This window comes from Nitrospirota bacterium (genome assembly GCA_035516965.1).
Lineage (GTDB): Bacteria > Nitrospirota > UBA9217 > UBA9217 > UBA9217 > MHEA01.
Window position 1 is genome coordinate 139,719 of the sequence record DATIZR010000061.1, and the last position, 14,426, is coordinate 154,144.

Genomic DNA, 14,426 nt, shown 5'->3' on the forward strand with positions numbered 1-14,426 from the left:
GATCGAAGGAGCTGAAGACGTGAACAACAACACGAAACTACTCATCATCGACGACGAGCGCGTGGCGCTCAGGAACCTCGAACACGTCATGAAAAAAGAGGGCTACGACGTGACCGGCACCCAGAGCGGCGCGAACGCCCTGAAGCTGCTCGAGGGCCAGCACTTCGACGTGGTCCTCACGGACCTGCGGATGGAGAAAGTCGACGGCATGGAGATCCTGAAGCGCTGCCGCGAGCTCTACCCCGACACGGAAGTGATCATGATCACCGGCTTTGCGACGCTGGAGTCCGGCGTCGACGCCATGAAGCACGGGGCCTTCTATTACATCGCCAAGCCCTTCAAGCTCGACGAGGTCCGCAAGGTCGTGAAGGAGGCGGTCGAGAAGGTCTCGCTCAAGAAGGAGAACGAACACCTCCGGGAGCAGCTCGAGCACTACCGGGGCAGGGTCAAGATCATCACCCAGGACCCGGCCATGCAGCGCCTGCTCGACACTGCTCGCCAGATCGGCCCTACGGACTGCAACGTGCTGATCTCGGGCGAGAGCGGGACGGGCAAGGAACTGTTCGCCCGGTATCTCCACGTCAGCAGCAAGCGCGCCGAAGGCCCCTTCTTCGCCATCAACTGCGGCGCCTTCAACGAGGAGCTCCTGACGAGCGAGCTCTTCGGCCACGAGAAGGGCTCATTCACCGGGGCGAACGCGTTCAAGAAGGGCCTGATCGAAATGGCCACGGGAGGGACGCTCTTCCTCGACGAGATCACCGAGATGCCTGCGTCCATGCAGGTGAAGCTCCTGCGCGTGATCCAGGAGCGCGAGATGATCCGCGTGGGAGGAACGGAACAGATCAAGGTGGACGTGCGCCTCGTGGCCGCGACGAACAGGAACATCCAGGACGCGATCAAGGAAGGCGCCTTCCGGCAGGACCTGTACTTCCGCCTGAACGTGGTGACCCTGCACATACCGCCGCTGTCTGAACGCAAGGACGATATTCCCCTCCTCTCCTACTACTTCCTGAAGAAATACGCGGTCATCATGAAGAAGGACGTGAACGACATCTCCCAGGACGTGATCGGCCTCCTCCTGGGGTACGATTTCCCGGGGAACGTGCGGGAGCTCGAGAACATCATCGAACGCGGCGTGGCCCTTGCCACGGGGAATGCCATCGAGCTCGCTCACCTGCCCGAGGACCTGCGGGAACTGAACATCAGGACCTTCCGCAAGAAGGAGGGCAAGATCCCCTCGCTGGAAGAGCAGGAGACGGCCTACATCAAGTGGGTGCTGAACGAGGTCGGCGGGAACAAGACGCTGGCATCCCAGATCCTGGGCATCGACCGCGTGTCGCTCTGGAGAAAGCTCAAGAAGTACGGGCTGGAGCCGGAATAAGGGCCGGAAAAAGTCGTTGATTTTCCCCCGGACCAATGGTATCGTGCTTCTGCCTTCGGGAATGAAGGCGGGAATTGACAGGATGATGAAAGCAAAGTCGCCGGCATTCGATAAAATACTGCTGTTCCTTGTTATCCCGCTGGCCGTGGTGCTGGGGCTCAAGTACCTGAAGCAGTATGTTTACCTGTCCTTTACCCTGCTGTCATTGAAATTTGTCTGGGTCATCCTTATCGTACTGGCCTTTCTGACGCTGATCAAGAAACGGACGTAAACCTTGGCGTCCGGATCGAAGAACCAAAGGAGGATTTCATGGGAAGAGGTCTGTTCCAACCGATGCATCTGCTGCTCATTCTGGTCATCGTCCTGATCATTTTCGGCCCCGGCAGGCTGCCGGAGATCGGCGCGGGGCTCGGGAAGAGCATACGCGGATTCAAGAAGGCCATGTCCGAGAAGGACGAGGACAAGGTTGAGGCGAAAAAGGAAGAACCAAAGCCGTAAAACCGGGCTTCCCGCCCTGAACACCTGAGCAGGCCGGACCCGTTGTTTGAGGGACCGGCCTGCTTTTTTCGCCTCCGCCAAGGTCATTTCTTTTCCACCATCACCTCGAAATAATTCTGCCTCGCCGTCACGAGCAGCACCTGGTGCCCCTCGTCCTTGAGGCTCCGCGTCACGTTCACGATCGGCTCACCGTCGTCGAGGTGGAACTCGATCGTTTCGCCGCTGCTGATCTTCTCCATGGCGAGCTTGGCCTTCACGAAGTTCATGGGGCAGCAGACCCCCCTCAGGTCCAGGAAGTTCTTTCTGGCTCTGGTCTGGCCCGCGCCCGGAACCGGGGCCTGCTCCACCGTCTCTTTTTCCAAAAAGATTTCCCGGAATGCCTTGTCCACGCCGATCCTGTCGAGCCCGTGGCCGAAGCGCTCTTTTTTCCGGCCATTCACAAGGAAAAAATCGAAGGCCCGTCTGACAGAGGTCAACAAATCCTCCTTCGATTCGATCAGCACCCGGGCGCGCGTGCCGAGCCGCGGCTTCGCTCCCATGGTCCCGCCGAGGTACAGCGTGTATCCCGTCTTCTTCGCCTTCCACGCCGATTTCGGGCAGTTCCTGATGCAGAGCCCGCAAAGCATGCATTTCTCCGCATCGAGTATGAACGCCTTGTCCTTTTCCCCGATCGCCTGTGCCGGACAGATATTGACGCAGAGCCTGCATGAGATGCAAGCCTCCTTGTCCCACTCGGGCAATACGCCGCCCATGATCCCCACATCGTTCTCGATCGGCTTGGAGCAGTTATTCGGGCAGCCGGAGATGCCGATCTTGAACTTGTGGGGCGCCTGCTGACGGAAATACAGCGCATCGAGCTCCGCGGCAAGCTCCCTGGTCTCGATGATGCCTGAGGTGCAGGTGGCGCTTCCCGGGCAGGCCACGATCCCCCTTCCCCGCGGGCCGCACACGCCGAGCACGATGCCGCCCTGCTCGAGCTCTTCCCGGGCGGACAAGAGGTCGTCGAACGGGATGTTGTGGATCTCGACTGCCTGACGCGTGGTCAGATGGACCCTGCCCTTGCCGAACTTGCGCGCCACGTCCGCGACAACACCCAGCTCCTCTGCTGTCATGTCCCCGGCCACGGTCCTGAGTCGGATGAGGAACGTGTCCTTCTGTTTCTGCGCGATGATGCCCACGCGCTTCAGTTCGTCGATATTGACCCTGGATAGGGTTCCCGTTTCTGATTCATTCATCTCCTGCGTCTCCTTTTCATGTGTCATCCCCGGTGGTTCCGTATCGGGGCTGATTGTATAAAACTGCCTGCGAAGACAGGAAGCAAGAAAAAGGGTCGGGAGAAACTTGCTCCCTGCCTTCGCGATCTTTACGGGGTTGATATAGCAACCAGTGTGCCAGGATGGCTGCCCGATGGACAATAAAGCATGACGACGCTGAAACAGGCATCGTATGCAACAGGATCGTCTCCAAATGCCTGTTTTCATTCGGCGGCCGCCTGCGTCACGGAAAAGACAAAGTCAGAATGCAATCCGTCACCTCCCACCAGGCCGGGCGCGTAGGCGCGACGTTCTTATCCATGATTGATTATTTTTTATATTTATTGTATATTTTTTATACTACGCGGAGGAATCATGGACAGGACCCTGCTTTTGACCAAGGACAACTCGCTCGCAAAGGAACTCGCCGATATCCTTCCCAAGGGCGGCAAGCCGGCTGTTGCCAAGATGCAGAAGGCCGAAGGCGCCACGGTCTTTTTCGATCTCGATTCCATGGATATGCAGCTCATCCGGGAATACAGCCGGAAGACATTCGTGGTCGGCGTGACGCGGCAGGAGCGGACGGGCCCGGTCATGGAGGCCGCCACGTGGGGCGCTTATGAGATCATGCGGCGCCCTCTCAAAAAGGAGCGCGTCGAGCGCCTCTTGCGCGAGCTGCGGGAGCTGAGGCGCGAGATGGCCGATGCCATGACGATCTCGAAGGACCTGATCGCTCCGGCGGCAACCTGCGTGATCGTCGGCCGGTCGACCCTGGTCATGAGCCTCTGCGAGAAGGTCGCGCGCATCGCCCAGGTCGAAGTGCCGGTGCTCGTGACCGGAGAGACCGGCACGGGCAAGGAGCTCGTTGCCGAGGCCATTGCCCAGCTCTCCTCCCGCTTCGGCAAGCCCTTCGTGATCATCAATTCAGCCGCCGTTCCCGAGACCCTGCTCGAATCGGAGCTTTTCGGGTTCGAGCGGGGGGCCTTCACCGGCGCCTTTGCATCAAAGGAAGGCATGCTCAGGACCGCGGACAACGGATGCGTGTTCTTCGACGAGGTGGGAGAGCTGCCGCTCGCGCTCCAGGGCAAGCTGCTCCGCTTCCTCCAGACCCAGGCGTTCTATCCCGTGGGCAGCACGAAGGAAGTGCAGGTGAACGTGCGCGTCATCTCGGCGACCAACCGGGACCTCGCGGCCATGGTGCGGGAGGGAAAGTTCCGGGAGGACCTGTACCACCGCCTGCGCGTCGCCACGATCCACGTCCCCCCCCTGCGCGAGCGCAAGAAGGACATCGTGCCGCTCGTCCAGTGCCTCTTCTACCGCCACGCCCATACCGCACAAAAACCGCTCAAAGGAGTCACCACTGCCTTCCTCGACAGGCTCATGGACTACGATTGGCCGGGCAATATCCGCGAGCTCGAGAACACCCTGCGCTCGGCGATCGCCATGTGCAAGACCGAGTATCTGACCACGCAGGACCTGAAGGACCTTGGCGCCGATTCGACGAGACCGGCGACCGACGCACTGAATGCCATGGCTACCGTCCTCATTCCCTATGTCAAGAACGCGCTCGAGAAGAAGGAGAAGAACATCTACGAGAAGGTCCATGCGGAGGTGGACCGGCATGTGTTCGAGTATCTCCTCTCCCACACCCGGGAGAACCAGTCCGAGGCCGCGCGGCTCCTCGGCATCAACCGTCTGACGCTCAGGAAGAAGCTGGGATTGCAGAAGTAGTCATGCGTTCAGGTGACCCCCGGTCAGCCTGCGTACAAGACCGAGGCAGAGCGGGTCGAGAGAGGGCCATGACGACGGCTCAAGCAAGGCAATACGTCAGTTCAACAAGCGTGGCCCGGCTACAAACTGAAGTGAGATCCAATAATTGCCTTTGCCGAAAATATGATATTATAAGGGAAAGTTCTCGTCGTTAAGGAGGAGTACACATGCCACGTAATCTGAAATTGATGGTCCTGGCTGTGCTCATCGCTATCACCTATCCATCGTGGGGAGCCGCATCCGAAGATGCGCAGTTGACCCGCGACGAAGTCACGGTCATCAAGCGAAAACTGATGGCTGTTTCGGAAGCGCTCGGGCAGCCCCCGGCCGGCTACGCCAAGGAGGATGAATCCTTCAACCTGCCGACGGAAACCTCGAAGATGGAGAAAACCGGGACATTTTACCCGCTTCATGCATCCGCTCATTTCAGATTCGGCAGTGGCGCGGGAAAAAAAGCCAGGAAATCCCAGAAAGAGATGGAGGCTGAATACAAAAAAAGAATGATGGAGGCCCAGGCAAAGGGCGATTTCCAGGAAATGTCGAAAATAGCCCTGGAGATGCAGCAAAAAGCGGGGCAAGCGCAGATGGAAGCCGAGAATGCGGAAAAAGAGCCGATCGAGATCTCCCTCCAATTCAACAGCAACCCCGGTCAGGCCATCGATCCTGATGCTGTCGTCTTCGAGAAGCCCGGAGTGATAGCGCTCAAGTTTAAAACAAGCGGAGATGAAGAGAAAGTCCGCATTGCCGTATATTGCGACCCGGTGCACCTGAAAGATACGAAAACGCTGTCCCGCGTGGACTTGTCTGACAAACAGAACAAGGGGGTAACGAATAAGACCACGGTCCAGAATGCAACCATAGAGCTGACCGGACCAACAGCGGTCGCAGAGGTATGGGCCAAAGGCATTGCAACCGGCAAAGTCCTGAGCCAGATCGATGTGCAGTAAACAAGCGAATGCACAAGAAGGTCGAGCCTTCGCGGGAAAAGAGTATGAAGCAAACAACAAGACAAGGGGGAAGACCATGAAACTCAACTCAATCTTCGCCTTGGTGTGCGCTGCGTCCCTGTTGGCGGCACTCAGCGTATTGGCCGGCGGCTGCGCCCACTGGCCCCCCACGCCGCGGCTGGAACAGGCCGGCGCACCCGGCTACCGCCTCGCCGAGACCCGCCCCGGCCAGTCCGACGACCTGCTGGTGGTCCTCGCCATCTCCGGCGGCGGCATGCGTGCTGCGGCGCTGGGCTACGGCGTCCTGGAAGAGTTGCGCCGCACCGAGGTGATGGTGAACGGCGTGAAACGCCGCCTCCTCGACGAGGTGGACGTGATCTCCGCGGTGTCGGGAGGCACGCTGCCAGCCACCTATTACGCCCTGCGAGGCGAGAAGACGTTCGAGGAGTTCGAGACGAAGGTGCTTTCTCGCAACCTCGAGCGCGAGCTGGCGCTGCGTATCTTTACCCCGACCAACTGGTTCCGGCTTCCCTCCGGGACCTTCGGGAAATCGGATCTCTTCGCCGAGCTCTACGACGAGACGGTGTTCGATCATGCCACCTTCAGCGACCTGAAGCGGGCCAACGGGCCCTTCGTGATCATAAACGGCACCGATGTCACCACCGGCGCCCGGTTCAACTTTACGCAGGACCAGTTCGATGCTATCTGCGGCGATCTCTCCCGCGTGACACTGGGACGGGCCATTGCCACCTCAACGGCGCTGCCGCCGCTGCTCACACCCATCACCCTGGAGAACCGTGGCGGGACCTGCGGCAGAAAGGCGCCCGCCTGGCAGGTCGCTGCCGAGGCCGCTTTTGGCAAGTCAGAGACTCCAGGCCGCGTGCTCCTCCGCGCCCGCGCGCTCCAGTCCTACGAGGATCCAGCCCGCCCCTACGTTCACCTCTTCGATGGCGGTCTTTCCGAAAATCTCGGCCTGACCGAGGTGCTCATGGCCTTCGAAATGCTGAAGATCGATCCGGACAAGACTGTTCTCCCCGCGCTTCGCCGGGCACGCAAGGTAGTGGTCATCATCGTGAACGCTCTGCGTTTCCCCGAAGTGAATTGGGACCGTTCCCCCGAGCCGCCCGACACCGACACGCTTGGGGAACAGATGTGGTCGATCCCGGTCGACCGGATATCCCTCGACGCGGTGGAGCAGGTACGCGAGAAACTGGCCGCCTGGCAGGCTGCCGCTCCGGCCGGCGGCCCGGAGCGGCGCGAGTACCTGGCGCAGGTCACCTTCGACGCCCTGAAGGACCCGGCCGAGCGTCTCTATTTCAAGCGGGTGAAGACGAGCTTGACGTTGCCCAAGGAGCAAGTGGACCGGCTGCGCGAGGTCGCCGGCCGGCTCCTGCGCGAGGCGCCCGCCTTCCAGAGACTACTCGTTGACCTGGGATCGGGACGCTAGGATCGTTTTTTCAACTTGAGATGTGGCCGCGCAAGGGCCACCGTCCAAGTGAGACGATTTTTTTTACAGGTGTTGCTTTCCGGTATGCCTTATACCATATGAACGATGCAGCCTTAGTAGTGACAGTATCAATTTTCCAGTTGTCATATTTAAACGGAATAAGTAAAATCATAAAGTAAACCCTGATCTACAGTTCTATCCGACCTCGGCCATCCGAGGTGAAAGAAGGAGGACGTTGACCATGCGTCGCACTATCGCAATACTGGCAATGACCATGTTGATAGCTACAACCCTTTCTGGTTGCGCTACGGAAAGTTCTCAGGCACTCGGCACCTCAAAGGTAAATTCTGCCAACGTTGCATACGAAGGCCCCAAAACGCCGCTCGTTGTCGGGAAGTTCGACAATCGATCAAGCTTCATGCGGGGTCTGTTCTCCGATGGCGTTGATCGATTAGGCGGTCAGGCCAAGACCATTCTCATCACACACCTCCAGCAGGCTAACCGCTTTCTCGTAATGGATCGCGACAATATGCAGGAAATCGAGTTTGAATCCAATTTGAGCGGAAAGACGCAAAAGCTCAAAGGAGCGGATTTCGTCATTACCGGAGATGTTACGGAATTCGGCCGCAAGGAAACCGGCGATACCCAGCTGTTTGGAATTCTTGGCCGCGGAAAAACTCAAGTTGCTTACTCAAAGGTCAGTCTTAACGTCGTTAAAGCCGAAACCTCGGAAGTGATCTTCTCGGTGCAGGGTGCCGGTGAGTATGCGCTGTCAAACCGTGAAGTTGTTGGGTTCGGCGGCACCGCAAGTTACGACTCTACCCTCAATGGCAAAGTGCTTGACCTTGCCATCCGTGAAGCGGTCAATCGATTGGTCGAGGGTATTGATACGGGCAAATGGAAAATTAACGCGAATCGTTGAGTACGCTCACACTATGCTCAATGCAAAGAGAACATTTCTGTTCCTGTTGACGGCAACGATTCTGGCGGGTTGTGCCCCCAAGCACCCTCAGCTCTATCAGTGGGGAAGCTACGAGGCTCAGGTCTATGCGCTGTACAGTGACCCCGGAAAGGTGCCAATTGAAGAACAGCTCCAACAGCTTGAACGCGATTATCAAAGGGCCAGAGCAGCCGATAAACCGGTACCTCCCGGGTATCATGCCCATGTAGGCTACTTGTACTTTCAGTTAGGCAAGACGGATCAGGCGCTGCAGTCCTTCGAGACGGAGAAAATACTCTTCCCCGAATCAACGGTGTATATGGATCGATTGATCGCGCGGATCAAGCATGAATAAAGGATAAAATGTTTAAAACCATCAACCGGGTCAGTCTCCTTGCCTTTTTTCTCCTGCTCACCGGGTGTATTCCACCTCAAAGCAATATTGACTATACGGCCTATCGACAAAGCAAACCCCGCTCTATTCTGGTTTTACCTCCGCTGAATAATTCCCCGGATATACGGGGAACCTACAGCTTCCTGTCCACGGTCACGAAACCCCTGGCTGAAGATGGATATTACGTTTTCCCTGTTGCGTTAGTAGATCAAACATTCAAGGAAAATGGATTGCTGAATCCGGGAGAGATGCATGAAGCACCTCTGGACAAGCTCAGAGAGATCTTTGGTGCCGATGCGACCCTCTATATTACCGTGACGCAGTATGGTGCCTCCTATCAAATATTGAGCAGTGAAGTAAGGGTTACCGCCAATGCAAAACTTATAGACAACCGAACTGGACAATTGCTCTGGTCCGGAACGGCAACGGCCTCTGATTCTGAAGGAGGAAACAACAGCGGCGGCGGTTTGACGGGCGCGCTCGCCACCGCTTTGCTAAAGCAGGTCATAAGTAATGTCGGAGATCCGGGTCATAAAGTCGCTCAGAAGACAAGCACAAGACTGTTGGAAGCAAAACCCAATGGATTACTTTACGGACCGCGGTCACCCTTATACGAAGTTGACTGATCTCTAAAATGCATCATAGGAAAACGATCCTGCGTTAAATGGCCCATTTCTTATCCTTGCTGCCTATTCGTTATTAACAAAATACCGCCATACTGATCCCGACTATCGGTTCGACACCGCCCGGACGATGAACCCGTCCTTCGGGTCAGCCGGCAGGTCGGGTAGAGCAACGCGAAACTCGACTCATCAGTATTGAACGAGCTTTACGAAGAATTATTTTGGATATGTTGGGTTTCACTTCATTCTACCCAACCTGCGAATCCAAACTTCTTTCGAACGAGTATAAGAGTCATGTCCACAACCAAATCTCAACCAGAGGATAACGGACCGGAACAGCTCGTTGCCGAAGCGCGCCGGCATCGGGCGGAACGGGAGAAGGAATACCGCGAGCAGGCGCTCAAGATGTATCCGCATATCTGCGCCCGCTGCGGGCGCGAGTTCGCGGGGAAGAAGCTTCGTGAACTGACCGTGCATCACAAGGACCACAACCACGAAAACAACCCTGCTGACGGCAGCAACTGGGAATTGCTCTGTCTCTACTGCCACGAAAACGAGCATCAGGAGTATCTGGATGAGGAGTCTTACGGCAAACCAAAAGCCGAAGGGGGCACGAAACCTTCAGTTACTTTCAAGCCCTTCGCCTCTCTTCAGGACTTGCTCAAGGACAAGAAAAAGTAAGCTGGAAATGTCTATGCACAATTTGCAGCGTTGAGCGACAAGTTAGTCGGTGGGTTCGGGCTTAGCGAAGAGAAACCCGACAATTTAACGCGTCACTCCACAACACTGCTTCGAGGTGTATGAATTCGTTGTTCTCATTCCCAACCCGTCACCCAGGGAGGTCTGACATGAGCATGCTCAAGGAATTCAAAGAATTTGCCATGCGCGGCAACGTGGTAGATATGGCCGTCGGTATCATCATCGGCGGAGCCTTTGGCAAGATCGTCAGTTCCCTGGTCAACGACGTCATCATGCCTCCCGTCGGCGCGCTGATGGGACATGTCGATTTTGCCAATTTGACCGTCACGCTCAGGGAGAAATCCGCCGAGTCCGCTGCGGTGACGCTCAGGTACGGCCTTTTCATCAACACGATCCTGGATTTCATCATCGTGGCCTTCGCGATCTTCATTGTCATCAAGCAGATGAACCGCCTGAAAAAGAAAGAGGCCGCGCCGGCAGAGCCAACGACAAAGCAGTGCCCGAAATGCATTTCCACGATACCGATCAAGGCGACGCGCTGCCCGCAGTGTACGTCGGAGATTTAAGTTTGAGGGAAACGGCTTGTCGGGTTGTGCTTCGTTCTACCCGGCCTTCACGCTGAAGTAGCCAGCCACACTTGGCATGCCTATTGTCCCTACCCATTCAGGTCGGCCGGCTTATTTACTGCCCGACCATCTCCGGCACGATCATCCACTCGATGGCCCAGCGGCCGTCATCGAACCGCCGCAGGCACACGATACCGCCCATCTTGAAATCCACGGGCGTTTTTTCTTTGTCCCCGCAGAGCAGCAGGCCCGCGAGCCTCGCCAGGTATGGCAGATGCCCGACCAGCATGATGTTCTCGTTCATCCCTCCCAGCCGCTCTGCCCAGAGAGCGGGATCATCCATGGGCAGCAAATTTTCACTCAAGGACCTCCCCCTTTTTGGCTCAAGCTGCTCTGCCAGGATCAGCGCGGTCTGTTGGGCCCTAGCTTTAGGGCTGTGGAATATTTCAGCCGCGTTCAGGTTCATCTTTCCGGCATAGGCCGCGACCTTGCAGACATCCGAGACACCCTTGTCGGTCAGCCTCCTTTCGGGATCCTCCTCTTCTTTCCTGGCTTCACCGTGCTGAACAAGATAGAGATACACAGGTCACCTCGCTTATCAATGGTCGTATAATAGCCTGCACTCCTTTGTATGTCATTCCTGCGAAAGCAGGAATCCAGGGTCTCATAGAAAAGTAGCTGGATTCCTGGTCAAGCCCGGAATGACGAACTTGTAGGATAGAGCTGTGGACAATAATATCCGTCCGCCTATTCATGTAACGCTTCATATCTATGCAATGGTGTAATTGCACGGTTGTTAATTGATAGTATAATTATATCTGAAAGCTATGGTTATCAAATGGCCCGATACTATTGCGGAAGCCCGGGAACTTCAGGAACGCCACAGACCCCGCGTACGGATCGTCCCCCTGAAAAAGGACCCTGAATTCGTTGCAGGAGCGGATGCGGCCTTCTCGGAAGACCGCGTGTTTGCGGCAGCATGCCTGTACAGCTATCCTGACCTTGCCCTGATCGAGCGCTCGACTGCGACCGAAGCATCAACTTTTCCTTATGTCCCGGGCTATTTGCTTTTCCGCGAGGGCAAAACGATCATAGCGGCACTCAACAAATTACGGACGAAGCCGGACATTATTATCGTCGACGGCCAGGGCATTGCCCATCCGCGGGGCATCGGGAGCGCCTCTCATCTGGGCGTGCTGCTCAACAAGCCGACGATCGGGTGCGCGAAGACACGGCTCGTGGGTGAGTACAGGCAACCTGGCAAACGTAAAGGAAACTGGTCAGAGCTGATTTATGAAGGGAATAAAATGGGAGCGGTTTTGAGGACCAGGGACATTGTCAGGCCTTTGTTCGTCTCGCCGGGACATGGAATAGACCTTGAAGGTGCCATCAGGATCACGCTCGGGTGCGTCGGCATATACCGGATACCCGAACCGCTCCGGTGCGCAGACAGGCTGTCAAGGATCATGAAGGCTCATAATTGAACGGCACGATATCCAGGCGCGAACCGGAACGAACGGGGTATGAGTCAACCCCAAGGCCGGTAGCATTTTCAGTTTTTTCGCCTGTCAATCGGCACGGCTCTAAATCATCTCCAGCGTTATTGGCAGGTGCACTCCGTCCGCGAGTGCCGCGAGCGCAGCCTCCCGCATCACGTCCTTCCCGAGGTCCTCTTTCCCTGCCATCTCCTCGATGTCGATCCTGACGATAGCAGTGAGCTTCATTTTATCATCGGGAAACTCCCCGTAGCCGCCCTCGGGCTGATACTTCTCCATGAGCAACCTGAGGCCGAACAGGCGCCCTGCCTCGTCCTCCACGATGCGCGCCCGGCCTTTCACGATCACGCTCCGATAGAGATACTCGGCCCTGCACGGAATGCCCCGGCTTTTCACGAGCGCGACCGGCAGATCAGCCTCGAAGCAGACGCGGTCGTCCCGTTTGATGTCGTCGATCTTCTCGCCTTCCCGGGCTGAATGAAAGAAGATCCGGCCCTCATGGTACGCGAAGTTCAGAGGCTTCACCATGGGGTAACCGTCCCTCCCGATCGTGCCGAGCCTGCCGACGTGGCAGGTGTTCAGCAGCTGGATGACCTGGTGACTGTCCGTGATCTCTTTTTTCGCCTGGCGCATCTGCTCTCCTTACAACAAAGGCCGACCCCTCATCGCTACTCCGCGCTCTGTGCGCGCGGGGAACACAATTTTACCGTTCACTTCACCAGGTCCGCTTCCACATCAAGGAATATCTGTACTTCCTTCCCCGCCACAAGCCCGCCGCCTTCCATAAGCTCGCTCCCCCACATGATGCCGAAGTCCTCCCGGTTGATGTTCGTGATCCCGGAAAAACCGATGGATGTCTCGTCGCCAAAGGGATTGCCCCGCGGACCGGCATATTCCCCTTCGAACGTTACCGGCCGCGTGGCGCCGTGGATCGTCAGCTCGCCGGTCACCCGGCACTGGTTTGCTCCGGGAAATTCCACCCTGCTGCTCTTAAAGAGGATGAGCGGGTATTTCGGCTGGTCGAAAAAGTCACCTGTCAGGAGATGCTCGTCACGCTTTTTTATCCCTGTGTTCACGCTCGCGACCTCGATCTCCACGTTCACCGCGGTCCGGGACCGGTCAGCGGGATCGAACTCGATGGTCCCCTTCAATGCGGCGAACTGTCCGCGGACCTGCGCAAGCGCCATATGCCTGATCGCAAAGGCCGCACAGGAGTGGTCAGGGTCTATGTTCCAGGTTGCCATGGTTTACTCCTCCTTTATCAGATCATGCTTTTCTGTCACAATTTTACACAATTTTTCAATGAACTGCATGAATGATTTAATTCAGTAAAACCTCTCTTCTCTATTGCCAAAAACAACGCCGGAGATTTATAATACTCCACTCACAAAACTTGATCGGGGGGCTCGGTGAAAAGAACAGCAGTGGCGCTCATCTCAGGCGGCCTGGACAGCGTACTCGCTGCCAAAGTGATCAAGGAGCAGGGCTTCAACGTTACGGGGCTTTACTTCACCTCGGCCTTTTCAAAGAGCTACGGCCGGGAAAACGAGACCCCTGCCGCCGCCGTGTCCAAGGCGATCGGTCTGGACCTGCGCGTGATCGACATGGGGCAGGATTACATCGATCTCGTCCGGAACCCCGCGCACGGCTACGGCAAGCACATCAATCCCTGCATTGACTGCAAGATCTTCATGCTCAGCCGGGCTGGGGCCATGATGCAGGAGTTGAACGCGTCCTTCGTGATCACGGGGGAGGTCCTGGGGCAGCGGCCCATGTCCCAGCGGCGGGACACGCTGAACCTGATCGAGCGCGACGCAAACCTGAAGGGCCGCGTGCTGCGTCCTCTCTCTGCCGCGCTCCTGCCCCCCACGAAGGCCGAACAGGACGGACTGATCCAGCGGGACAGGCTTCTCGGCATCAGCGGCCGTACTCGCACGGTCCAGCTCAGGCTCGCCGAGCGTTACGGCATCTCGGGATACTCGACGCCGGCCGGCGGATGTCTGCTGACGGACAAGAATTTTGCCGACAAACTGCGCGACCTCTTCACCGACCAGAAGCATGTGAACCCGAACGACGTGAGGCTGCTTACGGTCGGCCGGCATTACCGGTTTGACGCCGGCGTCAAGATCGTGCTCGGCCGCGACAATGAAGAGAACAACCTTCTCATGTCACTGGCGTCCCACGGCTATCACCTGTTCACGCCCCAGGGATTTCCCGGCCCCGTGGCCCTGCTGAACGGAACACCCACCCAGGAGATCAAGCAGACCATCGGAAGGCTCATCATCACCTACAGCAAACAGGTTCCCGGCAGGGCCTATCACATCAGGTACGGCAACGAGGTCTTCGATCCGGGAGAGCCGCTTCCGATCGATGCGTCCAAGCTGCGTCGTGTGGGCGCGGACGGGTAAATCC

Annotated in this window: 17 protein-coding genes; 13 read left to right on the plus strand and 4 right to left on the minus strand. The window is 57.2% G+C overall.

Annotated features, from left to right (window positions below; translation table 11 throughout):
* Positions 1–19 precede the first annotated feature (19 nt).
* From VL197_09605 to tatA, 3 genes are all read left to right on the plus strand, one after another.
* Complete coding sequence (locus tag VL197_09605; protein ID HUJ18231.1) at positions 20–1,381, plus strand: sigma-54 dependent transcriptional regulator; 1,362 nt, start codon at positions 20–22, stop codon at positions 1,379–1,381.
* 82 nt (positions 1,382–1,463) lie between these two features.
* Complete coding sequence (locus VL197_09610) at positions 1,464–1,652, plus strand: hypothetical protein (protein HUJ18232.1); 189 nt, start codon at positions 1,464–1,466, stop codon at positions 1,650–1,652.
* A 38-nt stretch (positions 1,653–1,690) separates the two neighbouring features.
* Positions 1,691–1,879 (plus strand): twin-arginine translocase TatA/TatE family subunit, encoded by a 189-nt coding sequence (gene tatA, locus VL197_09615; protein HUJ18233.1) that lies wholly within the window; start codon positions 1,691–1,693, stop codon positions 1,877–1,879.
* An 83-nt stretch (positions 1,880–1,962) separates the two neighbouring features.
* Here tatA and VL197_09620 read toward each other — a convergent pair whose 3' ends face one another.
* On the minus strand, positions 1,963–3,114 hold the full coding sequence (locus VL197_09620) for a sulfurtransferase TusA family protein (GenBank protein HUJ18234.1): 1,152 nt from the start codon (positions 3,112–3,114) through the stop codon (positions 1,963–1,965).
* Positions 3,115–3,507: 393 nt separating this feature from the next.
* Here VL197_09620 and VL197_09625 point away from each other — a divergent pair, with 393 nt between their 5' ends.
* The 8 genes from VL197_09625 to mscL all read left to right on the plus strand — a co-directional run bounded on the left by VL197_09625 (position 3,508) and on the right by mscL (position 10,518).
* Positions 3,508–4,863 (plus strand): sigma-54 dependent transcriptional regulator, encoded by a 1,356-nt coding sequence (locus VL197_09625; protein ID HUJ18235.1) that lies wholly within the window; start codon positions 3,508–3,510, stop codon positions 4,861–4,863.
* 206 nt (positions 4,864–5,069) lie between these two features.
* Entirely contained in the window at positions 5,070–5,849 is a 780-nt protein-coding gene (locus VL197_09630) for a hypothetical protein (GenBank protein HUJ18236.1), read from the plus strand.
* A 76-nt stretch (positions 5,850–5,925) separates the two neighbouring features.
* Entirely contained in the window at positions 5,926–7,296 is a 1,371-nt protein-coding gene (locus VL197_09635) for a patatin-like phospholipase family protein (protein HUJ18237.1), read from the plus strand.
* Between the two features lie 241 nt (positions 7,297–7,537).
* Positions 7,538–8,218 (plus strand): CsgG/HfaB family protein, encoded by a 681-nt coding sequence (locus tag VL197_09640; protein ID HUJ18238.1) that lies wholly within the window; start codon positions 7,538–7,540, stop codon positions 8,216–8,218.
* 13 nt (positions 8,219–8,231) lie between these two features.
* The gene (locus VL197_09645) at positions 8,232–8,591 is read left to right on the plus strand and encodes a DUF4810 domain-containing protein (protein ID HUJ18239.1); all 360 of its coding nucleotides are present in this window, start codon (positions 8,232–8,234) and stop codon (positions 8,589–8,591) included.
* 8 nt (positions 8,592–8,599) lie between these two features.
* Positions 8,600–9,256 carry a DUF799 domain-containing protein gene (locus tag VL197_09650; GenBank protein HUJ18240.1) on the plus strand — a complete coding sequence of 219 codons (657 nt, stop codon included), beginning with the start codon at positions 8,600–8,602 and terminating at the stop codon, positions 9,254–9,256.
* A 291-nt stretch (positions 9,257–9,547) separates the two neighbouring features.
* The gene (locus VL197_09655) at positions 9,548–9,934 is read left to right on the plus strand and encodes a YajD family HNH nuclease (GenBank protein ID HUJ18241.1); all 387 of its coding nucleotides are present in this window, start codon (positions 9,548–9,550) and stop codon (positions 9,932–9,934) included.
* Positions 9,935–10,107: 173 nt separating this feature from the next.
* Positions 10,108–10,518: a large-conductance mechanosensitive channel protein MscL gene (gene mscL, locus VL197_09660; GenBank protein ID HUJ18242.1), complete on the plus strand. Its 411-nt coding sequence runs from the start codon at positions 10,108–10,110 to the stop codon at positions 10,516–10,518.
* Between the two features lie 115 nt (positions 10,519–10,633).
* Here the strand turns inward: mscL and sixA are convergent, their stop codons facing one another.
* Positions 10,634–11,101, minus strand: coding sequence for a phosphohistidine phosphatase SixA (gene sixA, locus VL197_09665; GenBank protein HUJ18243.1), 468 nt, complete (start codon positions 11,099–11,101; stop codon positions 10,634–10,636).
* A 244-nt stretch (positions 11,102–11,345) separates the two neighbouring features.
* Here sixA and VL197_09670 point away from each other — a divergent pair, with 244 nt between their 5' ends.
* Positions 11,346–12,002, plus strand: a complete 657-nt coding sequence (locus VL197_09670) for an endonuclease V (protein HUJ18244.1) — start codon at positions 11,346–11,348, stop codon at positions 12,000–12,002.
* A 99-nt stretch (positions 12,003–12,101) separates the two neighbouring features.
* Here the strand turns inward: VL197_09670 and VL197_09675 are convergent, their stop codons facing one another.
* Both VL197_09675 and VL197_09680 read right to left on the minus strand, forming a co-directional pair.
* Positions 12,102–12,647, minus strand: a complete 546-nt coding sequence (locus VL197_09675) for a pyridoxamine 5'-phosphate oxidase family protein (protein ID HUJ18245.1) — start codon at positions 12,645–12,647, stop codon at positions 12,102–12,104.
* Between the two features lie 77 nt (positions 12,648–12,724).
* Positions 12,725–13,258: a YceI family protein gene (locus tag VL197_09680; protein HUJ18246.1), complete on the minus strand. Its 534-nt coding sequence runs from the start codon at positions 13,256–13,258 to the stop codon at positions 12,725–12,727.
* 165 nt (positions 13,259–13,423) lie between these two features.
* On the opposite strand from VL197_09680, the gene VL197_09685 reads away from it, so the two are divergent.
* Entirely contained in the window at positions 13,424–14,422 is a 999-nt protein-coding gene (locus VL197_09685) for a tRNA 4-thiouridine(8) synthase ThiI (protein HUJ18247.1), read from the plus strand.
* Positions 14,423–14,426 lie beyond the last annotated feature (4 nt).